Annotated in this window: 21 protein-coding genes; 11 read left to right on the top strand and 10 right to left on the bottom strand. The window is 65.7% G+C overall.

What is annotated here, in order from left to right; translation table 11 throughout:
- Position 1: 1 nt before the first annotated feature.
- Complete coding sequence (locus ACTJK8_RS25230) at positions 2-1,432, bottom strand: mannose-1-phosphate guanylyltransferase/mannose-6-phosphate isomerase (RefSeq protein ID WP_012322043.1); 1,431 nt, start codon at positions 1,430-1,432, stop codon at positions 2-4.
- A 387-nt stretch (positions 1,433-1,819) separates the two neighbouring features.
- On the opposite strand from ACTJK8_RS25230, the gene ACTJK8_RS25225 reads away from it, so the two are divergent.
- The 5 genes from ACTJK8_RS25225 (at position 1,820) to ACTJK8_RS25205 (ending at position 7,894) form a co-directional block, all read left to right on the top strand.
- Entirely contained in the window at positions 1,820-2,113 is a 294-nt protein-coding gene (locus ACTJK8_RS25225) for a hypothetical protein (protein ID WP_440762709.1), read from the top strand.
- A 262-nt stretch (positions 2,114-2,375) separates the two neighbouring features.
- Positions 2,376-3,065: a hypothetical protein gene (locus ACTJK8_RS25220; RefSeq protein WP_440762708.1), complete on the top strand. Its 690-nt coding sequence runs from the start codon at positions 2,376-2,378 to the stop codon at positions 3,063-3,065.
- Positions 3,066-3,069: 4 nt separating this feature from the next.
- Positions 3,070-4,977, top strand: coding sequence for a glycosyltransferase (locus ACTJK8_RS25215; protein WP_440762707.1), 1,908 nt, complete (start codon positions 3,070-3,072; stop codon positions 4,975-4,977).
- A complete protein-coding gene (locus tag ACTJK8_RS25210; RefSeq protein WP_440762706.1) occupies positions 4,977-7,022 on the top strand; it encodes a glycosyltransferase in 2,046 nt (681 codons plus the stop codon). Before ACTJK8_RS25215 ends, ACTJK8_RS25210 begins: the two co-directional genes overlap by 1 nt.
- Positions 7,019-7,894, top strand: coding sequence for a hypothetical protein (locus ACTJK8_RS25205; protein ID WP_440762705.1), 876 nt, complete (start codon positions 7,019-7,021; stop codon positions 7,892-7,894). The genes ACTJK8_RS25210 and ACTJK8_RS25205 overlap by 4 nt, the downstream gene beginning before the upstream one ends.
- Positions 7,895-8,084: 190 nt before the next feature.
- Here ACTJK8_RS25205 and ACTJK8_RS25200 read toward each other — a convergent pair whose 3' ends face one another.
- From ACTJK8_RS25200 to ACTJK8_RS25190, 3 genes are read right to left on the bottom strand one after another with little or no spacing between them, the layout of a single operon-like run.
- A complete protein-coding gene (locus tag ACTJK8_RS25200; RefSeq protein WP_440762704.1) occupies positions 8,085-9,011 on the bottom strand; it encodes an NAD-dependent epimerase/dehydratase family protein in 927 nt (308 codons plus the stop codon).
- On the bottom strand, positions 8,998-9,975 hold the full coding sequence (locus ACTJK8_RS25195) for an NAD-dependent epimerase/dehydratase family protein (RefSeq protein ID WP_440762703.1): 978 nt from the start codon (positions 9,973-9,975) through the stop codon (positions 8,998-9,000). Before ACTJK8_RS25195 ends, ACTJK8_RS25200 begins: the two co-directional genes overlap by 14 nt.
- A 2-nt stretch (positions 9,976-9,977) precedes the next feature.
- On the bottom strand, positions 9,978-11,216 hold the full coding sequence (locus ACTJK8_RS25190) for a class I SAM-dependent methyltransferase (protein ID WP_440762702.1): 1,239 nt from the start codon (positions 11,214-11,216) through the stop codon (positions 9,978-9,980).
- A 233-nt stretch (positions 11,217-11,449) separates the two neighbouring features.
- On the opposite strand from ACTJK8_RS25190, the gene ACTJK8_RS25185 reads away from it, so the two are divergent.
- A complete protein-coding gene (locus tag ACTJK8_RS25185) occupies positions 11,450-11,995 on the top strand; it encodes an NUDIX hydrolase (RefSeq protein WP_245295915.1) in 546 nt (181 codons plus the stop codon).
- A 98-nt stretch (positions 11,996-12,093) separates the two neighbouring features.
- Entirely contained in the window at positions 12,094-12,243 is a 150-nt protein-coding gene (locus ACTJK8_RS25180) for a hypothetical protein (protein ID WP_199825833.1), read from the top strand.
- Positions 12,244-12,299: 56 nt separating this feature from the next.
- Here the strand turns inward: ACTJK8_RS25180 and ACTJK8_RS25175 are convergent, their stop codons facing one another.
- The 5 genes from ACTJK8_RS25175 to ACTJK8_RS25155 all read right to left on the bottom strand — a co-directional run bounded on the left by ACTJK8_RS25175 (position 12,300) and on the right by ACTJK8_RS25155 (position 16,873).
- Positions 12,300-13,538 (bottom strand): HAD-IIIA family hydrolase, encoded by a 1,239-nt coding sequence (locus ACTJK8_RS25175; protein ID WP_245295916.1) that lies wholly within the window; start codon positions 13,536-13,538, stop codon positions 12,300-12,302.
- Between the two features lie 10 nt (positions 13,539-13,548).
- A complete protein-coding gene (locus ACTJK8_RS25170) occupies positions 13,549-14,136 on the bottom strand; it encodes a D-sedoheptulose 7-phosphate isomerase (protein ID WP_071000651.1) in 588 nt (195 codons plus the stop codon).
- 79 nt (positions 14,137-14,215) lie between these two features.
- Positions 14,216-15,148, bottom strand: coding sequence for an NAD-dependent epimerase/dehydratase family protein (locus tag ACTJK8_RS25165; RefSeq protein ID WP_029360390.1), 933 nt, complete (start codon positions 15,146-15,148; stop codon positions 14,216-14,218).
- Between the two features lie 67 nt (positions 15,149-15,215).
- Positions 15,216-16,217, bottom strand: coding sequence for a GHMP family kinase ATP-binding protein (locus ACTJK8_RS25160; RefSeq protein ID WP_331314229.1), 1,002 nt, complete (start codon positions 16,215-16,217; stop codon positions 15,216-15,218).
- A 233-nt stretch (positions 16,218-16,450) separates the two neighbouring features.
- Complete coding sequence (locus tag ACTJK8_RS25155) at positions 16,451-16,873, bottom strand: DUF4214 domain-containing protein (RefSeq protein WP_287080725.1); 423 nt, start codon at positions 16,871-16,873, stop codon at positions 16,451-16,453.
- Between the two features lie 243 nt (positions 16,874-17,116).
- On the opposite strand from ACTJK8_RS25155, the gene ACTJK8_RS25150 reads away from it, so the two are divergent.
- The 4 genes from ACTJK8_RS25150 (at position 17,117) to ACTJK8_RS25135 (ending at position 20,144) form a co-directional block, all read left to right on the top strand.
- Positions 17,117-18,532, top strand: a complete 1,416-nt coding sequence (locus ACTJK8_RS25150; RefSeq protein WP_440762701.1) for a phosphomannomutase — start codon at positions 17,117-17,119, stop codon at positions 18,530-18,532.
- A 138-nt stretch (positions 18,533-18,670) separates the two neighbouring features.
- On the top strand, positions 18,671-19,033 hold the full coding sequence (locus ACTJK8_RS25145; protein ID WP_440762700.1) for a hypothetical protein: 363 nt from the start codon (positions 18,671-18,673) through the stop codon (positions 19,031-19,033).
- 18 nt (positions 19,034-19,051) lie between these two features.
- The gene (locus tag ACTJK8_RS25140; RefSeq protein ID WP_440762699.1) at positions 19,052-19,804 is read left to right on the top strand and encodes an FkbM family methyltransferase; all 753 of its coding nucleotides are present in this window, start codon (positions 19,052-19,054) and stop codon (positions 19,802-19,804) included.
- 10 nt (positions 19,805-19,814) lie between these two features.
- Positions 19,815-20,144, top strand: a complete 330-nt coding sequence (locus ACTJK8_RS25135) for a hypothetical protein (protein WP_440762698.1) — start codon at positions 19,815-19,817, stop codon at positions 20,142-20,144.
- A 746-nt stretch (positions 20,145-20,890) separates the two neighbouring features.
- Here ACTJK8_RS25135 and ACTJK8_RS25130 read toward each other — a convergent pair.
- Entirely contained in the window at positions 20,891-22,015 is a 1,125-nt protein-coding gene (locus ACTJK8_RS25130) for a hypothetical protein (RefSeq protein WP_440762697.1), read from the bottom strand.
- Positions 22,016-22,204 lie beyond the last annotated feature (189 nt).

The raw sequence follows: 22,204 nt of genomic DNA, 5'->3' as shown, positions 1-22,204 counted from the left end.
CTCAGCGTCCGTAGATGTCCTCGACGCGGATGATGTCGTCCTCGCCGGTGTAGGAGCCGACCTGGACCTCGATCAGCTCCAGCGGGATCTTGCCCGGGTTGGCCAGCCGGTGCATCGACCCGATCGGCAGGTAGACCGCCTCGTTCTCGTGGACCAGCACCACCCGCTCGTCGATCGTCACCTCGGCGGTGCCGCGCACCACCACCCAGTGCTCCGCCCGGTGGTAGTGCTTCTGCAGCGACAGCCGCCCGCCCGGCACAACCTGGATCCGCTTCACCTGGAAGCGCTCGCCGATGTCGATCCGCTGGTACCAGCCCCAGGGCCGGTACATCCGCAGATGCGCGTCCGCCTCCGGCTCCCCGCGGGCCCGCAGCGCGCCGACCAGCTCCTTCACTTGGCCCGAATGCGCCTTGGAGGCCACCAGCACCGCGTCGGGGGTCGAGACCACCACCACGTCCTCCAGGCCCACCACCGCGGTCAGGCCCTCGCCCTGGCTGTGCACGAGGCTGTTCTTCGTGCCGATCAGCGACACCCGGCCGCGCACGGCGTTGCCGGCCTCGTCGTGGTCCAGCACCTGCCAGACCGCGTCCCAGGTGCCGACATCCGACCACGCGAACGACACCGGCAGCACGCCGGCCCGGGCGGTCCGCTCCATGACCGCGTAGTCGATCGAGATCTTCGGCGCCTGGGCGAAGGCCGTCGCGTCGAGGCGCACGAAGTCGAGGTCGGTCACCGCCGCCTCCAGGGCCGCGCGCGCGGCCGCCAGCACCTCGGGGACGAACGCTTCCAGCTCGGCCAGCATCAGGTCGGCGCGGAACAGGAAGTAGCCCGAGTTCCACAGGGCGCCGTCGGTGATCAGCGCCTCGGCGCCGGCCCGGTCGGGCTTCTCGACGAAGCGGGCGACGCGGGCCGCGCCCGGGGCCTCGGCGATCGGCTCGCCGCGGCGGATGTAGCCGTAATCGGTGGCCGGCCGGTCGGGCTCGATGCCGAGCGTCATCGTGTAGCCGGCGCGCGCCCCGGCGGCCGCGCGCTGCACGGCGTCCACGAAGGCCGCCGTGTCGGGCACGACGTGGTCGGCGGCCATGATCAGCACCACGGCCTGCGGGTCGCTGGCGGCGGCGTGCAGGGCTGCGACCGCCACGGCGGCGGCGGAGTCGCGGCCCTGCGGCTCGAGCAGGATGTCGGCGGAGAGACCGAGCTGGTCGCGCTGCTCGGCGACGATGAAGCGGGCCTCGGCCGAGGCGATGACGGTGGGCGTCGCGAAGACGGTGGCGTCCGACACGCGCGCCAGCGTCGCCTGGAAGGTCGAGCGCTCGGCGTCGACCAGCCGGGCGAACTGCTTGGGCATGCTCTCCCGCGACGCCGGCCACAGCCGCGTCCCCGTCCCTCCGCACAGGATCATCGGGTGGATCTGGATCGAAGGTCGGGACATGGCGACGTCTCCCGAGAAGGCTCGGCGGGGTTGGCGTGGCCGAGCCCGCCCCGCGCGGGTGCGATGGACTCTCGGGCGCCGATTTCAGGATCTGCCCTTACCGTCGGGCCGGGACCGGAACAACCTGCGCGCATTATCCGCGCGTCGACGGGCTGGCTCCGTGCAGCGGGATGGTTATCTCTGGCCTGACATGAACGGACCCGCCCCCACCCCTCAGGCCGTCGACCCGGCGCCGTCCCCGCGCCGGATTCCCTCGGTCGAGCGCCTCGTCGGCGGCGCGCCGCCCGCCGATCTCGAGAGTGATGGTCTCCTGGCTTCGCGGTTTTCCCGCGCTTTGCATGGAACGGTCGCGGCGACGGGGATGGCACGAGCTGGTTCACCGGGTGGATGATCCTGTCCTCATCCCAGCCGGGCTGCGCCATCGAGCGCGTCATCCTGAACGACGGTCATCTTGTCGTATTTGCCCAGGCGCGGCGTGTGCATGGGCGTTGCCCGACCTATGGCACGACCAGCTCTGCCATTCACCGCCGCTATGAACGCCGTCCAGCCGATCTGCCAAACATCGGTCAGCCCAACGCGCAGGCCGAAGGGCAGATCAGCCGGCTGAAGATGCTTAAATGCGTTATGTACGGCCGCGCCAGCTATGGACTGCTCCGCCGCCGCGTACTCCTCGTTGCCTGATCCACGTAAAGTGCGGGAGAACCGCGAAGCCGATAGAGGATCACTCACGCGATCAGCTCGCATCAGCCTGCCACCCGCCCCTCACCGCCCCGAGGCAGGATTTTAAACCTGTTGCTGCCGACTCGGGTTTCATGTGATACGCATGTGATAGGTGCGCCCCGTCCCTGCCACGCATTTTTGAGAGCAGTTAATTGTCATTTTGACAAATTAGGTCACTTGACTGGAACCCATTCTCCGATCGATCGCCGAGTCTGCTGTCGTAATGCAAGTGCCAGACATATCAATTTTTGGATCTATTATTCACCTTGATAATCAATTCGCCATTGTACAGATCCCGATGATTGGATCATGCGCAGTACCACTTGAAATTCGTTACCCGAAGGCTGTCGATCTTTTTGCGTGGTCATTTACCGGGTTTTCAGGACAAAAAATTACGGATCCAGGTTGTATTCTTTTTTTGGCCTCCCAGAATACAGATGGTTTCTCCGATTTATCCTCAGTATCGCTGCGCACACATACAGGCGACAGACACGTTATTTTAAATCCAATATATGCACCTGTATCGTACGATAAAATTTCTATCGCTGCAATGGCTTTTGTTTCCGCACTAGGATCAAAGAGCGTCCCAAAATTCGATGCGTTGATGCCTATACTAAAGCCAGGACTAGATGCGATCCTCACCAAGACAGAATCAAACGATTTAGATATTAGACGCGGCTATTCTGCCGATACTTGGCTTGTGAATAAAATTGACTTCGTTCCGGATTGCATGATCTTGCGGTCGCCGGCCGGCTACGCCTGCAGCTCGCTCAGCGCCGTTCGGTTCCAAGCGTCGCGCCAGGCGGCGGTCGCACTCACGACGGCCATTCCGCTGAATGCGCACCGCGCCGACGGCGCCATCCTGAGCGGGAACGGCCGATACGCGGCGGCTCGCGTGATCGGAGCGATGTGAGCGCATGGCGATCGAGGGGAAGCCGGCCGTCCTGGTCGTGACACCCATGCCCGCGGCACCGATGAGCGCCGGCAATCGGCGACGGCTCTCGGCGACCTGCGAGGCGCTTCGACGGGGCGGCTTCGCGATCGATCTGGCCTATCTTCAGCACGAGGATCAGATCTATCGCCGCTTCGGGCAGCATCCACCGACGGATGTGGCCGCGATGGCGGCTGCCTTCGATCGCGTCTTCTGCATCCCGGCCGCGACGCCGATCCCGCTGAAGACTTGGACGGGCGGTTTCACGATCGATGCCTGGTGCCCGCTAGAGCTCGACGAATTCGTGGCTTGGTATTTCGAGAGGAATGCCGACACGTGCGCGATCGTCGTCAATTACGTGTTCCTGTCGCGGTGCCTCGAGGCGGTACCGGACGGGGTGCTGCGTATCATCGACACGCATGACCGTTTCGCGGACCGGCACCTCCAATACCGGCCTTTCCGCGCCGAGCCGAATTTCTTCTATACGGACCGCGCGTCGGAAGCCGCCGGCCTGTCGCGCGCGGACATGATCCTCGCGATCCAATCGGCGGAGGCCGACTATTTCCGCGGCCTGGTCGATCGTGACGTGTACCTGCTCCCGCCGGTCTTCGCCGAGCGCGCGAAGTTCCGGGCACCCGGCCGACTGACCCGGTTCGGCTTCATCGGCCACGGGAACGATCCCAATCTCTTCTCGATCAGCAAATTCGCTCACGGCTGGGCGGCGTCCTGGCGGCCGGACCTGCCCGTTCTCGTCATCGCCGGCGAGATCTGCGGGAGCCTGAACGGACTTGACCTACCCGGCGTCCAGCTGACCGGATATGTCGACGCGGTCGAGACCTTCTACGCGGGCATCGACGCGGTGGTCGCGCCGATGCTGATGGGAAGCGGTCTCAAGATGAAGGTCGCCGAGGCGCTGTCGCTGGGTCGGCCGGTGATCGGCACACGGATCGCGTTCGAGGGCTTTGACACCGACCATTCCGCTCATCGACTGGACGGTGTGGCCGATACCGTCGCGGCGATCCTGCGCCTCTATGACGATCCAGACGCCCTCGCTGCGCTGACCGCGGCCTGCGCGGATCTGCTCGCGCGCTACAACGCCAAGGCCGCGACCTGCGAGGCCGCGTGGCTGAACGCGATGCCGCGTGGTCCGGCCCGACGCACGGGCCTGCCCGCTGCGAGAGCGCCGGACGTGTCGACCACCGTTGGAGCGGGAATCATCGTGCGGGAGGAGCGCTCCCTGCGCTCCCTGCCGATCGCGGACGAGAACGGCGGCATTCTCGTAGCGACCGAGAATCCCTCACCCGCGGCCGCCCGCGACGCGGGCTACCCGTCGGAGCGGCGGCGCTGGTTCGTGAGCCCGGAACCGGACGCGAGCCTGCCGTCCGCGGACCCGGCTCCGGCCCTCCACGGCGGTCCGATCATCCTCTCGCCGGAATGGATCCACCGTCGCTCTCTCCCGCGACCGGCCCGCGAGGCGATCGCCGGGTCTCTCGGCGATGCCCAAGCAGACTGGACAGCGGACGGTCGCCTGATCGGGTACGAAGCCGACGGGCTGACGCTGGTCACCTGCGTTCCGAGTTTCCTCGTCGCGCGGTCGCGGGCGACCGCGGCCTTCCTCCTCGGGGACGGGGCGGGGGCACGGGAGTTGCGGTTGACTCGCACCGCATCTCTGGCGCGCTCCCCCGGCCTCGCCTTTGCCGCGACGCGAGGCGAGCTGACACCCGTGCCCGCCAGCCTCACCTTCGAGCCCCTTGAGATCGACGGATCCGCACCACCGATTCCGGCAGCGCGCGAGGTGCCGTCCCGGCCGAAGGCGGTGCTGTTTCTCAGCGACGACCTCGTGGGCCTGATCCGCCTCGCTCCGGCCCACAACCCCCGCCTTGATGCCCAGTGATGAAGAAACTCGAGGCGGTTGATCCGCATTACGGAAGGCTGGCCGCGATCGCGGAGGCGCGCCTCATCGGGAACGCCATCGCGCGCAACGGCCTCCGGATCGCCTTCCCGCCGGTCGCGGCGCCGCTCGTCTCGATCGTTGTCGTCTCGCTCAATGCCCGCGATCTGCTGACGCTGACGCTCTATCGGCTCGCCACGCAACAGGCTTTCGCGGGCGCGTCGTTCGAGCTGATCGTCGTCGACAACGCCTCCGACGCGGAAACCCTGAATGTGCTCGACCTGCTCGACGGGGCCACGGTCATCCGCAACGCGGAGAATGTCGGTTACGGCCCGGCGTGCAACCAGGGGGCCGCAGCAGCCCGCGGGCGCTACCTCCTCTTCCTCAACCCCGATGTGGAACTGATGCCCGGCGCGATCGGCGCCCTGGTGTCCCCGTTCTCGGACGCGACCGTCGGCATCGTCGGAGCCCACCTGGTGTTTCCGGGGGGGTATCTGCAGGAGAGCGGCGCGTTCTTCCGCGACGACGCGCAGATCACGCATCCCTACGGCCGCGGGAACGCGAACCCGCTCCTGGCGGAGAGCACGTTCCAGCGCGAAGTCGGCTACGTCTCGGGTGCCGTGCTCATGGTCGAGCGCGCGCTCTTCGAGGAGCTGGGCGGCTTCGACGACCTCTTCGCCCCGGCCTATTTCGAGGACACGGACCTGTGCGTCCGCTGCCATCAGGCCGGGCGGCGCGTCGTCTACCAGCCTCGGGCGAGCGCGATCCACTTCGAGAATGCCACGACGCCGGTCCGCGCCGACGTCGAGGCGCTGATCGATCGCAACCGGGTCCGCTTCCTCGAGCGGCACCGGTCATGGCTGTTCCCGCATGCGGGACCGCGTTTCGGCGATCGCACGCACAACGCATGGGCGCTCAAGGTGCTCTACATCGACGACGGCGTGCCCCATATCGACCTCGGTGCCGGAATGCCGCGGGCGAACTACATCGTCGCCACCATGGCTCGGCTCGGCTATCAGGTGACCGTCTATCCGGTCTATCGCGCAGATCCGGAGATCGCGCAGCGGTACCGCGACCTCCCCGACACCGTCGAGATCCTGGACGCCGAGGAGGGTACGGGGCTCGCGCGGCTGCTCGACGAGCGGCAGGAGCACTACGACGTGCTCTGGGTCAGTCGCCCACACAACATCGATCTGGTCTGCCAGATCTTCCAGAACCGGGACATGGCGCTGCGCGATTTCGCGAGGAGCCGCATCATCTTCGATTCGGAAGCCCTGTTCTGTCTGCGGGCCTTCCTGGAGGGGACGCTGCAGGACGGGTACGGCTTCGGCGCGCACTTGGCGGCCTCCGCGCGCCGGGAGACCCGCAACTTCGCGCAGGCCGACCACGTCGTCTGCGTCTCGGAGGCGGAGGCGCGCCTGCTGCAGTTCCACGGCGTGAGCAACACCGCTGTGCTCGGCCACGCCTTCGCGTCGCAGCCGGAATGCACCACCGATCGCGACGGCCGCAGCGGCTTCGTCTTCATCGGGTCGCTGGAACACGAGAATTCACCGAACGTCGATTCGCTGATCTGGTTCCTCGACACCGTCTGGCCGGACGTCCATCGCGCCCTGCCGCGGGCGCCGTTCACCATCATCGGACAGGTCACCCCGGATCTGCGCACGCGCCTTTCGGCACCGAACGTCACCGTGATGGGGCGGGTCCCGGATCCGGCGCCGCTCCTCGATCGGGCGCGCGTCTTCGTCGCCCCCACGCGCTTCGCCGCCGGGATGCCCCACAAAGTCCACGCTGCCGTGGCGCAGGGGCTCCCGTGTCTGGTCACGCCGATCCTGGCGGAACAGCTCGGCTGGCCAGAAGGCTCCGGATACCTGACGCGGGACTGGCGCGACCCGGACGCCTTCATCGCCGGGCTGATCCAGCTCCATGAAGATGCCGAGACCTGGCGGCGGCTGCAGCGCGCCGGGCTGGCGCAGGTGGCGCGGGATTGCTCACCCACGGCCTACGCGGAGAAGCTCCGCTCCCTCTGCGAGGCGCCGGTCTTCGCATGAGCCAGCCATCCTTCAAGCGGGCCGCGGTCCGGACGATCTCGACGGCGTTCCGGCGCGTCGTCATCGGGCGCGTGCCGGGATTGTTCGACGCGGCCTACTACCTGAAGCACAACGGCGACGTGGCGGCCTCGGGCATCGATCCCTACCTCCACTACGTCTGGCGCGGCGCTTCCGAGAACCGCGATCCCGCCGAGGACTTCGACACGGCCTTCTTCCGCAACCAGAGCGGCAAGACCCGCCTCGATCCGGTGCGGCATTATCTGCGGTTCGGCTCCGCCGCCGGGCTCGATCCGCATCCTGGATTCAGCAGCACCTCCTACCTGATCCGCTACCCCGACGTGACGGCCTCGGGTGTCAACCCGCTGCTGCACTACCGGACGAACGGACGGCGCGAGGGCCGCGTGGCGCAGCCGTCGGCGGCCAAGACCATGAACATCTCGGCCCTGCGCTCGGTACCGTCCCGGCACCTGCGCAGCCTGCCGGAGGAGGGCCGCCCCTTCTCGATCACGCTGCTGCGCGCGTTCCAGACCGGCGACACGTTCGAGTCGGTGAAGCGCTACTGCTTCCTCCTCAAGCTGACCCATGACGAGATCGCCCTGCTCGTGAGCGCGTTCGACACGATGCCCACCAGCGGCCACGCGGCGATCACGCTGGACGTCCCGGCCGGGGTGGGCACGCGGGGCGAGGCGGAACCCCGCGACGCGCGACCGAAGCTCGACACGGTGCTCTTCGCCTTCGAGCACTGCTACGTGGCCGCGCAGGGCGTCAGCCTTCGAATTAAGTACGCAGAACTCCGGCTTTGGGATCTACGAGAACAGGAAGCCCGGGTCGCGGAAATTTTTCCGGCGGGCGCCGTGGAATTCCGAATTTAAGTGGCTCCCTACCCGGGGAATAGTTCGGCCAAACGCCTAAATCGCCTCAGGATGGAAGCTTGTCAGCACGGCAACTTCTACACGCGTTAAACATACAAGCTTCGCGTGTGCACGGACGGCGTAGCAGTGACGCTCTCGACGACGTCCGTCATCAATGGATTAGGGGCGTGACGAGCGCGACGGGGCGGCCTCAACGAACGGCGTACTCAACCGCGACGAGCGTGCTCAGGCCCTCTTCAAGCGGGGTTCGCGGCTGCCAGCCGGTCCGGTCCAGGAAGCGCGTCGAGTCGAGCATCTTGTAGGCCGCGCCCTGGAACGAGCCGGGCGGGCTCACCAGGGGAACGGACCAGTCGAGCGCGGCCAGGGCCGCCCGCGCCACCGCCTCGACGGTGACGGGCGTGTTGGCGGCGCAGTTGAGGATCTCGTTGTCGAACGCCCGGTCGGCCGCCAGGATCGCGTCGATCTGGTCGTCGACGTACAGCACCTCGCGGACGGTCTGCGGGTTGCCCCAGACCTCGAACTGCTCAGCGCCCGCCGCCTTCTCCCGCACGGCGCGGTCGAGCAGGGCGCCGACGAAGTGGCTGCGGTCGGAGGCCTTGTTGTCGTGCGGTCCGTACAGGGTCGCCAGCACGCAGTGCAGGAAGGTCAGGCCGTACTGGTGCGCGTAGGCCGCCGAGCCCGTCGCCAGGACCTGCTTGGCGAGCCCGTAGCCGATCACGGACGGATGCGTCGGTCCCTGGCCGAACCGCGCCTCGGGGAGCGGCTCCGCCGATTCCGGATAGGTGCAGGACGAGCCCGTGGAGACGAGCTTGGCCTGCGGCTGGAACAACCGCCAGGCCTCGAGGACGTTCAGGTGGACCCGGGCGTTGATCGCCAGGAGTTCGCCCTGGATGTCGTACTGCACCGCGCCGGTGCGCTGGCGGGTCACCACGTGGAAGATCCGGCCGGCCGGCGGCGCCGCGCGCAGCGCCCGCTCGACATTCGCCCAGTCGGAGAGGTCGCCCGCCGCGCGGCCGATCCCGACGACCTCGCGGCCCTCGGCCCGGAGCCGCGGGACGAGGTTGCGCCCGAGGAAGCCGTCCGCCCCGATGACGATGTCGCGCTCAGGCCCCGGCATGGTCAGCCCCCCCGCGATAGGCCTCGCGATACCACGCGATCGTCGGCCGCAGCCCGTCCGCGAGTCCCGTGAAGCTCGACAGCCCGAAGCGCTCCCGCAGCCGCCGGTTGGTCGAGCGGCGGGCGAGCACGCCGTGCGTCGCCGTGTCGGGGGCGTGCACGGGCCGGTCCTCCCCGGCCACCTCCAGGATGGTTCGGGCGAGGTCGAGCAGGGTCGTGGTCTCGCCGCGGCAGAGGTTGAGCGCGTCGCTCGTCTCCCGCATCTCCAGGGAGCGGGCGAACACGTCGACGACGTCGCCGACGTAGATGAAGTCGCGCTCGACCAGCGGGTTGCCCTTGATCTCGAAGCGCTCTCCCGGTGCCAGCGCGCGCATCACGAAGGCCGGCAGGACGTGCGCCTTGCGCGGATCCGTCGAGTCGTGGGGACCGTAGGGGTTGCTCAGGCGGAAGCTGATCGTGTGGATGCCGTAGCGCTCGGCGTGGAGGTCGGCGATCACCTCGGACCAGCGCTTCGACCAGGCGTAGAAGGCCTCGTTCCGGTTGGGCGGCGCGTTGAGGTCGACAGCCTGCGCGTCGTCGAGGGGATCGAGGGCCGCCGGGTAGACCGCGACGCTCGAGGCCGCGCGCACCTCGCGGATGCCCTTCGTCAGGCAGAACCGGTAGAGGCGGTTGGCGATCTCGGCGTTGCCGGTGAGCAGGTCGCTCTGCGCCGTCTCGAACTTGTCGGCGTCGTAGCGCTGCGCGGCGACGTTGACGACGATCGCGTCGGCGGGGACCGACAGTGCCTCCAGGGCGTCGAAGCGCGCGGCCTCGGTCGCCCCCGGCACCGACTGGCCGGAGGGGCTGACCGCGATCAGCCGCGGCACGCGGCCGGCGAGATGCGCGACGAGGTTGCGGCCGACGAAGCCCGACGCACCGACGACGACGACGGTGTCGGGCAACGCGGACAAGGGGAGGATGGCCACGCTCAGACCGCCTTCGGCAGGTCGGCGGCGGTGATCACCTTGAGTTCCGGCACCGGAACGATGAAGGCGCCGCCGTTCTCGAGGTAGCGGCGCTCGCGCGCCAGGAACTCGTCGATGAAGTTCCAGGCGAGCACCAGGTAGGCGTCGGGCGCGGGCACGCTGCCCTCCTCGACGATCGGGATGCGGGCGCCGGGGATCAGGCGGCCGAACTTCAGCGGATTCTTCTCGGCCGCGACCTGGACCAGCCGCGGGCCGATGCCGAAGGCGTTGAGCAGCGTCGCGCCCTTGGCCGGGGCGCCGTAGGCGTGGACCGTCTTCCCCTCGGCGTGCATGCGCTCCAGCAGGTCGAGCAGCGCCGCCTGCAGGCGGCGGACGTTCTCGGCGAAGCCGACATAGGTCTCGAACTTGCCGTAGCCGCGGGCCTCCTCGTCGGCGCGCATGCGCTTGACCGCGTCGCTGACCGGATGGGCGCCGGGGAAGCCGACATGCGCCTCGAGGGAACCGCCATGGACCGGGACGACGCTGACGTCGAAGACTTCCAGGCCGTGGCGCGCGAACAGCTGCTCCAGGGAGCGGAGCGTGTAGTAGCACAGGTGCTCGTGGTAGATCTGGTCGAAGGCGGTGTTCTCGATCATGCCGCCCAGGTAGATCGCCTGCACGACGAAGACGCCGTCCGGCTTGAGCAGCGTGACGATGCCCTTCACGACGCTGTGCAGCTCCTCCAGGTGGAAGAAGACGCCGGCGGCGGTGATCAGGCTCGCCGGCCCGTCCTGCGCGCGGACGATCTCGGCGGTCTCGGCGTTGAAGAAGCGGTTCAGCGTCGGCACGCCGGCGGCGCGGGCCAGTTCCACCACGTTCGAGGCGGGCTCGACGCCGCAGCGGCGCAGGCCGAAGGGCTCGTACTGCCGCAGCCACGTGCCGTCGTTGCTGCCGATGTCGACGACGAGGTCCTGCGGCCCGAGGCCGTACCGCTCCACGAGACGGGCCGCCGTCTGCCGGAAATGCTCCACCAGCGTCTTCGTCGTGCCCGAGACGTAGGGGTAGTCGCTGAACATGCTCTCCTTCGGGATCGTGTGATCGATCTGGACGAGCGTGCAGTCGTGGCAGAAGCCGGCGCGCAGGGGAAAATGCGGCTCGCGGCGGTCCGCGAGTTCCGGCGGGATCAGGCGGTTGCAGTGCGGCTGATCGGTCAGGTCGAGAAACAGCTCGACATCGCGTCCATCGCAGACGCGGCATGCCATGGCGAGTTTCGTTCCCGTCATCCTACGACCTGTGACATCCGCGGCGCGAGGCTCTACGACCCCGCGAGGCTTATCGGCTGAGCCAGGGCAGCGCAACGCGCGGTCGCAGCTCGATCGAAGTCAGAGCCGAAAGACGAGACAGTTTTGCCATCGCGCATGTCCCTCAGCGGCGAAGATCCACAATGACCGTGGGGGGATATCCGCAAGCACAAACCCCGGGTCCGCAGAGAGCAATGATCTCGACACTGAGTTGGACAGTCCGCAAATCCCACCACGTCATGAAGGATCGCTGGCTCGGCCTCCGTGCCGACGACTGCGTGACATCGTCGGGTCACATCGTCGATCCCTATTACGTGCTCGAGACGCCGGACATCGCCCTCGTGCTGGGCATCGACGCGGCCGATCACGTCATCCTCGTACGCCAGTACCGTCACGCCTATGGCGGCCCGAGCCTGGAGCTTCCGGGCGGGGCCATCGACCCCGCCGACCCCGATATCCTCGCGGCCGCCGAGCGCGAGATGCGCGAGGAGACCGGCTACATCTTCGCGGATGCCGAGCACGTGGTCACCCTGAATGCGGATCCGGCCCGCTACGCCAATCGCATGCATCTCGTCCGCGCGCGCCTGACAGCGGCCGGACCGGCGCAGCCGGATCCCGACGAGGACATCGCCGTGCTGCGCGTACCGCGGGCCGAGGCCTTACAGCTTGCCCAGTCGGGCGCCATCGTCGGAGCCGTGCACGCCGCCATGCTCCTGATCGGCCTGTCCGACACAGGATGATGTCCATCACCGGATTGTGGATCGAGCGATCGAACCGCTGACAAGACCCGCGCGTTCCGCCAATACAATTAATTGTCGGTTAAAGAGCGGATCCAAGCGTGCCCGAGTACGACATCAAGATCGTCGATCCGCGAGATCGGAAAGCCGCGGACGCGGAGCGCGAGACTCCGCCCAAGCGCAAGCTCGACTGGGATCGCGCCATGCGCGAGGCCGCGGAAGCGGAACTCTCGATCCAGTCGCACGACTGAGCGTGCCGGACGGCGAAGCGCGCCCCGGCGAGGGCCCACCCCTCCTGGGTCCCTTCCTACCCCGTCAGCGCGACCTCTCTCAGGAAGGCGAGCAGGTCGTCCGACCTGAAGTGGTGCACGGCGAGCCCCGCCGCACGGCCGGCGGCGAGATCCGTCTCCTGATCGCCGACCAGGAAGCTGCGCGCGCAGTCGATGTCCCAATGGGCCATCAGGTCGAGGATCATGCCGGGCTCGGGCTTTCGCCATCCGTGGACCGCCCTGTAGGCCTCGACCGTCCCGTCCGGATGATAGGGGCAGTAGCGGAGATCATCGATATGCGCGCCGGCCTCGCGCAGATCGTCCCGCATCCAGGCGGTCAGACGGGCGACGTCGGCCTCGGTGTAGAAGCCGCGGGCGACCCCCGCTTGGTTCGTGATGACGAACACGAAGTAGCCGGCATCATTCAGCGCGCGGACGGCATCGCGCGCGCCCGCCATCCACTGGAACCGGTCCACGGAACCGACATATCCGTGGTCGTGATTGAGAACGCCGTCCCGATCGAGAAAAGCGGCGGGCCTCTTCCGACGGGCCGGGATCTCTTCCTGGGCGCGGGCGTAGCTCTCGGGCACGCCGATATCGAGGAAGTAGCCGTCGTGGACCACGCCCACCACGCGGCCCTCGGCGACCAGCGCGGGCAGGACGTCCCGTTCCAGTGAGCAGGCCGGCGGCAGGCCGGTCAGCGCGTCGCGGCGCACCAAGTAGACGCCGGCGTTGACGAGACCGGGACCCGGCTCAGGCGGCCGCTCGAGGAAGGCTGTGATCCGGACGCCGTCGAGGAGCGCGACGCCGTAACGCGCGGCGTCCGGCACCCGACGGAGCGACAGGACCATCGCCGCATCGGGGTGACGCGCCGCCATAGCGGGCAAGGACAGTAGGTTCACGTCGAACCACGAGTCGCCGTTCAGCAGGAGAAAGGTCTCGTCGGCCTCGGGAAGGACGTGCACGACGGCGCCCCCGGTCCCGGCCTGCTCCGGCTCGACCGAGACCCGCAGCGTCATGCCGAAGCGTCGCGCGACCGGGTTGTCGGCGGCGTAGGCGCGGATCTTCTCGCTGTGGAAGGAGGCCAGCAGCACGATCTCGGTGAAGCCGTGGCGGCCGAGCTCGAACAACAGCAAGTCCAGGAACGGCTCCCCAGCCACGGGGAGCAGCGGCTTGGGCATCGCCGAGGTCAGCGCGCCGAGGCGCGTGCCGAAGCCGCCGCACAGGATCATGGCTTGCCGGACGGGGCCTCCACCCTTCCACTCTGGCTCGGTCACAGGCCGTCCCTCACGCTGCCGTCCCGCGCGGGAACAGGCTTTCCTCGACGAGGCCGCAGACGATGTGCGCGGCGGTGATGTGGATCTGCTGGATCAGCGGTGTGGCGTCCGACGGCGCGTGCAGGCAGACATCCGCCCGCTCGGGCATCGCCCCGCCCGTCGCGCCCGTGAAGGCGACGACCCGCAAACCCAGGCCGCGGGCCGCGTCCATCGCCTTCAGCACGCTCGGCGACCGCCCCGACGTGGAGAGCGCGAGCAGGACATCGCCCGGCCGCCCGAGGGCCAGAACCTGCCGCTCGAACACGTGCTCGTAGCCGTAATCGTTGCCGATCGCGGTGATCACCGAGGTGTCGGTGGTCAGCGCCACGGCCGCGGCCGGCGCCCGGTCGTAGTTGAGCCGCGAGACGAACTCGCCCGCGATGTGCTGCGCGTCGGCGGCGCTGCCGCCGTTGCCGATCGTCAAGAGCTTGCCGCCGCCGCGCAGGGACGCGGTCACGAGATCGGCGGTCTCGGCGAGGGTCGCGTGGAAGCGGGAATCGTCGAGGGCGGCCTGGAAGGTGTCACGGGTCCGCGTGAGAAAATCGACGATCGCGCTCATGATCACCTCGGTCCGTTCCCGCGTCGGCCGCCGTGTCGGGCGGACCGGCGGCGCGTTCGCTGCAGGCCGCCCATCCCGATCAAACGTTGGCGAACCGCGAGTTGCGGATCATCCGGAAGCCCTTGATCAGTTCCTTGATGCCCCGGTCGAGGTCGAAATCGGGGAACCAGCCGGTCGCCTCCAGCTTCTCGTTGGACACGATGTAGTCGCGCTTATCCGGGTCCTCGCCGATCGGGGCCTCGACGTAGACGAAGTTCGGAACGTGCGCCTTGATGCGCTCGCAGAGCTCCAGCTTCGACAGGTTGGCGCTCGACAGGCCGAGATTGTACGCCTCGCCGCGCATCCGGTCGAAATTGTCCATCGCGTGGATGAAGCCTTTGGCGACGTCGCGGATGTGGATGTAGTTGCGCTTGAAGTGGCCCTCGAAGACCAGGAGCGCCCGGTCGGTCACGGCCCGGTGGGTGAAGTCGTTGACGAGGAGGTCGAGCCGCATGCGCGGCGCCATGCCGAACACCGTCGCGAGACGCAGGCTGACGCCGCGCCCGCTGTCGAGCACGGCCTTCTCGGCCTCCACCTTGGTGGTGCCGTAGAGCGAGATCGGCCGCAGGGGTGAGTCCTCGGTGCAGAACTTGCCGGCCTCGCCGACGCCGTAGCCCGAGTTGGTCGTCGGGTAGACGATCCTCTGGTCGCCGCCCGCGCGCTGCGCCAGCGCCACCACGGCGTCGCGGTTGAGCGTCGTAGCGCCGATCGCGTCCTCCTTGCACAGGGGCGCGCCGACCAGGGCGGCGAGGGGGATGAGCACGTCGTGCTTCGAGATCAGCTCGTCCAGGATGCGCGTGTCGCGCGCGTCACCCTTGATCGGCTCGAACGTGTCGTACTGGCAGGCCGAGAACAGGTCCGGGGCGCCGGACTTGAACGTGTCGAGCACCGTCACGTGATGCCCGCGCTCCAGCAGCATCGGCACCAGGATGGTCCCGATGTAACCCGCGCCGCCGGTGATCAGAATTCGCATCGTTGCCTCTCGTCGCGATGGGTCCGCGGCCCGGCTGCGGCCGGGCTGGGGCCTGTGAGGACGCCGCTCAGCGTGTCTGGCGATAGATCAGGGTGGACCCGTCGACGTCGATGCCGATCGGAACGACGGACAGCGGCGCGACCCGCTCGATCAGGGCCGGAAGCCGATCGGGATCGATCAGAGCGAGGAAGAAGCCGCCCCCGCCCGCGCCGCACAGCTTCGCCCCGTACGCCCCCGCCGCGGTGATCGCTTCGAACAGATCGTCGAGCACCGCGTTCGAGACCTCACGCGACAGGGTCCGCTTGATGCGCCACGAGGCGGAGAGCATCTCGCCGAGCTGCGCGAGCCAGCCGCTCGTTCCCGCTTCGAGCAGAGAGACGCATTCCTCGACGAGGCGGTAGAGTTCGGACAATTCCTTGTCGATCGCGCGCGCGCGCGTCACGGCGATCTGCGCGGCGACCGTCGTCGTCGCGCGCCGCGCGATGCCCGTATGAACCAGCACCATCGACGCGTTGAGTTGCTGAATGGCGGCAGAACTCATCTGAACGGGCGAGATCCGTATGGCGGAGCCGCTGAAATCGAACCGGTTGATCCCGCCGAAGGCCGCGTGCAGCTGGTCCTGGACGCCGACGTTCTCGCGCAGGATCTCGCGCTCGACGTGTATCGCCTTCTTGGCGAGTTCGATCTTCGTAGGTTTCTGATTTTGAATCGCGTATATCGTTCTCAGAAATCCCACGGTGAACGCTGAGGACGAACCGAGACCGCTACCTGCCGCAGGCAAATCGGAGATGATGCTCATATCGAGCCGTCGATTGACGTCAAAATATTTGAGCACCTCTCGCACCACCGGATGCTCGATCTCGTCGATGTGCCCGCAGTGCTCGACGCGGGAGTAGCTCAATCTATAATTATAATCCTGACATCCTATCAAATCCAGCGCAGCTATGATGATGTACTTGTCAATAGCGGCACCGACGACCGCTCCAGGCGCCCGCTCAAAATATTCCGGGTAATCTGTGCCGCCGCCGAACAAGCTTATTCGAAGCGGCGTCCGAGTCACGGTCAGCATGAAGATATTCCGCCGCTCCTATCCGCCCAGGCAGATCTCAGACGCACAGCCCCCACGCGAAAGGCGACAGCGCGCGATCTATCGATCCATATCTCGACTCTATCAACACATTCTTGTGCGCGGGTGACATATTTTAGCGCGGCATCGAATACGGCCTAGCGAGGCGCCATATCGCCACAAATATCTCAATCACATGCATTGACCTGCACACAACGAATATAGTCGACCTTGGATTAATTCAGCGACGCACGGAATTCCTCTGAACTGATGACGGTCCCCAGAAGTTGCCTCCGGGAGATCTTTCCCGCATTCAGCTGGGCAGACCAATGCCGCAGCGCATCGTCCTCCGCGTCCCGTCCTAGAACGATACGGTACAGATCCATCACGAACGGCATGGTGTGCTTCCCCGACTGCTGCTGATCGAAGGCACCGGATTGGATGTACTCGACAAGCAGCAGCGAACGGCTTCGCCCGCGCGGCGAACTTGTGATCACGTCGCAGATCGCGCGGCTCAATTGAGGGGGCCACTCGTCGAGGTTCTGGCGCAGAAAGGAGGCCACGTTCCCGATCGCCTCGATCTCATCGACGGCCACGAGGTGCCCCAGTCGCCGCGTTTCGGCGACACGCTCCGACAAGGCAATCGTCAAACTGACCACGTTCGTGAGATCGAGACCCTGCGAATGCATCCTGACCACAGCCGAAACTTGGAGGTGAGCTCGTAGGACTCAATGCTGGGATCATGGTTAAGAGAGGGTAAACGGTATTGCGCAGAGGCGCGTGCGGCGCTTTCGTGAAGGATCCCGTGCGCGAGCCCGGCTCCCGTCGCGGGACGTTGTGATGGACGGCGTTTCGCGGCATCAGTGATCGATCCCAACTCAATCGACACTGACGGAACCGCCGTGAGCAGCCTGAGATTCGGTACGAGTGGCTTGAGGGGTCTGGTGACGGACCTCGTCGGAGGGCCGGCCTACGCCTATGCTACCGCGTTCTTCCGCTCCATGTCGGGCGAAGCCCCCCGGGCAGTCGTGATCGGGCGGGACCTGCGCGACAGTAGCCCGAGCATCGCCGCGACGGTGGCGGATGCCGCTGCGGCAACGGGCTTCACGGCGATCGAATGCGGCGCCCTCCCGACACCGGCCCTCGCCCTCGAGGCGATGCGGCGCGGCGCCTGGGCAGTCATGATCACGGGCAGCCACATCCCGGAGGATCGCAACGGACTCAAGTTCTACCGGCCCGACGGAGAGATCACGAAGGCGGACGAGGCCGCAATCCTGGCCGCCCTGGACCGCGGCGCGCACGCCGGCGTGTCGGCGGAACGGACCCCCGCCACACCCGAACCCCGCGCCCTGGCCCGCTACCAGCACCGCTACATCGACGCATTCCCGTCCGAGATGCTGGCTGGCCTGCGCATCGCGGTCTACCAGCAGAGTTCCGTCGCCCGAGATCTCCTGGCCGATCTGCTCACCGGCTTCGGCGCACAGGTCACGACGATCGGCCGGTCCGAGACTTTCGTGCCCATCGACACCGAGGCGCATCGGCCCGAGGATATCGCGTTCATCCGTGACGCGATGGCCTCGGGCGATTTCGACGCGCTCGTGACCACCGATGGCGACGCCGACCGGCCTCTCGTCGCCGATGAGGCGGGCCGGATCGTGCGTGGCGACGTGCTCGGCCTGATTACGGCACGCTTCCTCGGAGCCGACGCGGTCGTGGTGCCCGTGACGGCCGGTTCGGCGCTGGAGCGTTCCGGCGGCTTCAAGCAGGTCCTGCGCACGAGAGTGGGCTCGCCCTACGTCATCGCCGGCATGGAACAGGCGCGGCGCTCCGGTGCGGCCATCGTGGCGGGCTTCGAGGCGAATGGCGGCTTCCTGCTCGGCTCGGACATCGCACGCGACGGCAGGACCCTCCCGGCCCTGCCGACGCGCGATGCCATGCTGCCGATCCTGGCGACACTGGCCGCGACGCGCGCGGCCGGCACCTCGCTGGCCGACCTCGTGACCTCCCTCGATGCGGGGGAGATGGCGAGCGACCGGCTCCCCAACACGCCGTCCGAACGGAGCAGCGCCTTCCTGGGCCGCTTGCGCGAGGAGGCCTTCCGGGTGTCGTTCCTCCGACCGATCGGGGCGCCGGAATCCATCGACGAGCAGGATGGGATCCGGATCGAGCTGGACGGCGGGCGGACGATCCACTTCCGAGCTTCGGGCAACGCGCCGGAACTGCGCTGCTACGCGGAGGCCAAGTCGGCACGGGAGGCCCAGGACCTCGTCCGGTGGGGCCTCGCGGCAGCCGCCACCGCCATGGCCGAAGCGATCTAGAGAACAGGGATTGCCGTGCCATCTCAATAACCGGTCCACCTCGGTGGCTGTGATCACGGAAGGCCGCTTCCACTTGACGCCGAGGTGTCACCAACCGCGTTCCGAACCCGTCCCCTCCCGGGCCTGTTGAGCTACCGAATGCCGAAGAATCTCGCTCACGACATTGACACGAAGTTCATTCGTCAGATCCAGCAGCAACAGATCGAACTGTCGCTGCTGCGGGCCGAACGCGACAGCGCCGTGCGCGACCGCGATCTGGCCCAGGCGCGGTCCGAAGGCCATACGAAGCTCATCGACGCCTTGTTGGAGAGCCTTCGTCCCTACGGGTTCAGCCGTAAGGGGTTCCTGTCCGCTATTCGTAAGGTGGCCCAGACCATCCCCGATCACGGCGTTGATTCGGTTCAGCACACGGTCCTGTTCGACGGCTCAAATCGGATCCTGCAGACGCGGCACGGCGCCTCGATCCGCCCGTTCCAGACCCGCCCCATCGATCCCAAGTAACAGGTTGAGCAGAGAGCCATGGATGTCGAGCTCCTGACGGTGTTCAATGCACTGGTCAATCTCAGGGATAATCTCGAAGCGCCGCCGCATATCGTAAGCTCGGAGCTTGATTTCCTTTCTTTCGCGGCAAAGAGAGCGCCCCTTTCCAACGCGCAGCTTCTACAGGATCTTTGGGCGCTGTACGAATTGAATGAGAAGCGGAATGGATATTTCGTCGAATTTGGTGCCTGCGATGGTATAAGCCTGAGCAATACGCTTCTTCTCGAGAAGGCGTATGGCTGGCAGGGCGCTCTCGCCGAGCCTGCCCGCGCTTGGCATGCGGCATTGTATGCGAACCGAAACTGCTACATCACTGACAAGTGTGTTCACAAGACCAATGGCATCGAAGTCTTGTTCAATGAGGTTGATATCGGCGAGCTGTCTGGGATGGATGAATTCGCAGCAAGCGATTTTCATTCTCAATTTCGTCAAGAGGGTCGACAATACTCAGTCCAAACAATCTCGCTGGACCGTTTTCTCTCGGAGGCGCGGGCTCCGAAGCAGATCGACTACATGAGCATCGATGTGGAGGGCGGAGAGTTCGACGTCCTGGAGAGCTTCGATTTTACAAGCTACGACATCGCGCTAATAAGCGTCGAACACAACTTCTCCGACAGCCGCGACAAGATATATGGCCTTCTGACCAGGCTCGGCTATCGCCGACGATTCCGGCAACTCTCTCTGTTCGATGATTGGTACGTCCGACCTGATCTGGTCGCAGCATCGACCTAACGGAGCCGGCATGTCAGCACACACCGCGATCGAGATCCTCGACTCGATGTTCGACCTTTTTAAGCAGATGGGTAGCGGGATCGCACTCGACTTGCACTGGCTAGAGATCGCCCAGCGCCTTCACCGTGTACGCGCCGAAGCGACTTGGTCGGGCGATTTGGATTTTGTCGCCACCAAGCTAAAGGCTCAAGCTGCCTATTATGCCACGACCTACAGGCAGCCCAACGGGTCCGAGCATATGCGGCGACTCAACACCGAGAGACTCGAGGAGGTTGTCAAATGCTACTCGATCCTACGGGCACATCTCGAGCAACAAATTCCGTTAGCTCAGCATGTCTAGACGTGCAATTTAAATCGAAAATTGAGATCGGTCGTAAGTCGATCAAAGCCGGCGAAATTAGAATGAGAACATACGTTTAGCGCGAGCCGGCATGACAATATAAATGCGCGCCCAATTTAACGAAGGCCTATCAATATGGAATATTTTGGCGCAGACGATTTCGACAATTGATCGTTAATTCTAAAGATTCCAAATTTTTGCGCCCTATCAATCAAAATTGCATGTCTATCTTTGGTGCGTGAGCAGAACGCAATCAATATTCAATTATTAATGAAATTGACATCAGCTCGGTGGCTGAGAACGCTGCCTGGCTGGCGGACTATTCGGCGGAGCAGGCAGGCTTGCGCATGAGCTCGTGGCAGAGCAGTTGAAAAATTATCCCTCTCTATCACCAAATACGGCGCTGCGAGGTTGCAGACAGACGCGGAGCGATTTTTGGTCGATGGTCCGACCAGAACTATATGCATCACCTGCGCAAATCTCAGTACGCGCGATGACGATGCAATCGAATCTGAATAGTGCAGCATGGCTCGCCGACTACAATGCATCTTCCAACGCACAGTCCATGGCTTGCCCGAGCGAGTGCTTGAGCTTCGGCCTAACGCGAAGCTGCAAGCATTGCAGTTTATCATAGCCAGGACGATCTGGCCGCAACCATCCGGGTTTTCTCCCGCCGCAACAGCCGCATATCTGGCGTGGCCAGACCCATTATCGAAGCGCATGCCACATAGATTTTGAAATCAAACTCAGAATTGGCTCGGGGAAGGATGCCTAGCGTGGTCGCCATTTCTGGCCTCTCCTGATCGAGCCGCCTCAGCTTGGATGTATCCAAGGACTGTCATTAGTCCAGCGGGCAGGCCCGGAGTGATTGCCTCCCACAACGCGGATCTTTCGGCGGCATCAAGATTCATGTTGGGACGGAGGCGAAGCTCACCGCTCTCTGCACAATGCTCAACGGCGACGATCCTACCATCGGTCAGCGCATCGATCCCGATCGCGATAGCGTTGAGGGCGTCGTCAACCTTAGCTCGGGCCTCCGCCATGATCCCTTCTCTTTCCGCTGCCATCCCAGCAACGAACCGAGTGATCTTCTCCTCTGCGATTTCCAGCCGTCGCTCGCGGGCATCCAGAACTGCCCGCTCTTCGGCGAGATCCCGCGCCGCTATGGCCTTGGCCTCGTCGCGAGCCGCATCTACCAGCCGGCCGTAACGCTCTGGATCGAGGTGCTCGGCGGGCTGATCGACCTTGCGCGTGCCGCGATGAAGCGTGCGATCCAGAGTCTTGGCGGCGTGAGCTGCCCATGAAGTCTGAAGCGCGCCGAACGCGGTTGGGTCCTTTGGATGTAGAGCACGGTGCGCTTCGAGCGCGGCCGTCACCGACACGATGGTGACATCATCTTTGAACCGATTTAGCTTTGCAGCGCGGGTCGGCGCGGCCACGATGTCCACGACCCCGCCGCCCTTCTCATCGAGATCCTGCCGCCAGGCCACGATGCAGGGCCTCCCCCCGCCAAGTGCTCGCTGGACCCAGTCCACAGCTTGTTGAGCCAACTGAACGTTCCGCGTGTTTTGGGGATCGTGCAATTCGCCGACTTCAGTGATCCAGCCGGGGCTGACGCTCACGAGGACGTGGAGACCGATCGGCGCGCGTCCGTATAGTCGGGCACCGTTTGCTTTGAGGAAGCCTTCGAGCGCCTTCGAGAGATCCAGCGGGTTCTCCGCATAGTCCGATCCCGAGCGGTTGAGCGGCGTTCGAGCCGGGTCCACACGCGCCTTGCTGCTGGGATCAAGCCGCAGACCGTGCGACGCGATGCGGGCTAGCTCACTGCGGTCTCGGATACGTTCGACACGGACACATGTGAAATGTGTCATGGTTCGCGCCCCCTGGCCTGTTCGTTTCTCTAGCTTGGCCAGGTGCGACGAAAATCGCGATGGTCCCTGATGAGTCGTAACCTCAAGGGTCAGCGTCGGACCTCGTTCATGAGCACCTCATGCTTGGAGGGATCGCTCCTGGGCAACATCCCCCGTCCGATGCGAAGCGGAAAAATTTTATCCCAATCC

Origin of the sequence: Methylobacterium sp. 22177 (assembly GCF_052045615.1) — a bacterium.
Taxonomy (GTDB): Bacteria; Pseudomonadota; Alphaproteobacteria; order Rhizobiales; family Beijerinckiaceae; genus Methylobacterium; species Methylobacterium radiotolerans.
The sequence above is the reverse complement of the archived record's forward strand: the minus strand, read 5'-3'. Positions and strand labels throughout refer to the sequence as shown.

Bases quoted from the DNA above. Each gene is read 5' to 3' on its own strand.
- ACTJK8_RS25160 (WP_331314229.1), bottom strand. From the start codon at position 16,217: ATGCTGACCGTGACTCGGACGCCGCTTCGAATAAGCTTGTTCGGCGGC.
- ACTJK8_RS25205 (WP_440762705.1), top strand. From the start codon at position 7,019: ATGAGCCAGCCATCCTTCAAGCGGGCCGCGGTCCGGACGATCTCGACG.
- ACTJK8_RS25140 (WP_440762699.1), top strand. From the start codon at position 19,052: ATGGATGTCGAGCTCCTGACGGTGTTCAATGCACTGGTCAATCTCAGG.
- ACTJK8_RS25165 (WP_029360390.1), bottom strand. From the start codon at position 15,148: ATGCGAATTCTGATCACCGGCGGCGCGGGTTACATCGGGACCATCCTG.
- ACTJK8_RS25135 (WP_440762698.1), top strand. From the start codon at position 19,815: ATGTCAGCACACACCGCGATCGAGATCCTCGACTCGATGTTCGACCTT.
- ACTJK8_RS25225 (WP_440762709.1), top strand. From the start codon at position 1,820: ATGATCCTGTCCTCATCCCAGCCGGGCTGCGCCATCGAGCGCGTCATC.
- ACTJK8_RS25145 (WP_440762700.1), top strand. From the start codon at position 18,671: ATGCCGAAGAATCTCGCTCACGACATTGACACGAAGTTCATTCGTCAG.
- ACTJK8_RS25170 (WP_071000651.1), bottom strand. From the start codon at position 14,136: ATGAGCGCGATCGTCGATTTTCTCACGCGGACCCGTGACACCTTCCAG.
- ACTJK8_RS25190 (WP_440762702.1), bottom strand. From the start codon at position 11,216: ATGGCATGCCGCGTCTGCGATGGACGCGATGTCGAGCTGTTTCTCGAC.
- ACTJK8_RS25215 (WP_440762707.1), top strand. From the start codon at position 3,070: ATGGCGATCGAGGGGAAGCCGGCCGTCCTGGTCGTGACACCCATGCCC.
- ACTJK8_RS25200 (WP_440762704.1), bottom strand. From the start codon at position 9,011: ATGCCGGGGCCTGAGCGCGACATCGTCATCGGGGCGGACGGCTTCCTC.
- ACTJK8_RS25230 (WP_012322043.1), bottom strand. From the start codon at position 1,432: ATGTCCCGACCTTCGATCCAGATCCACCCGATGATCCTGTGCGGAGGG.
- ACTJK8_RS25210 (WP_440762706.1), top strand. From the start codon at position 4,977: ATGAAGAAACTCGAGGCGGTTGATCCGCATTACGGAAGGCTGGCCGCG.
- ACTJK8_RS25185 (WP_245295915.1), top strand. From the start codon at position 11,450: ATGATCTCGACACTGAGTTGGACAGTCCGCAAATCCCACCACGTCATG.
- ACTJK8_RS25130 (WP_440762697.1), bottom strand. From the start codon at position 22,015: ATGACACATTTCACATGTGTCCGTGTCGAACGTATCCGAGACCGCAGT.
- ACTJK8_RS25220 (WP_440762708.1), top strand. From the start codon at position 2,376: ATGCAAGTGCCAGACATATCAATTTTTGGATCTATTATTCACCTTGAT.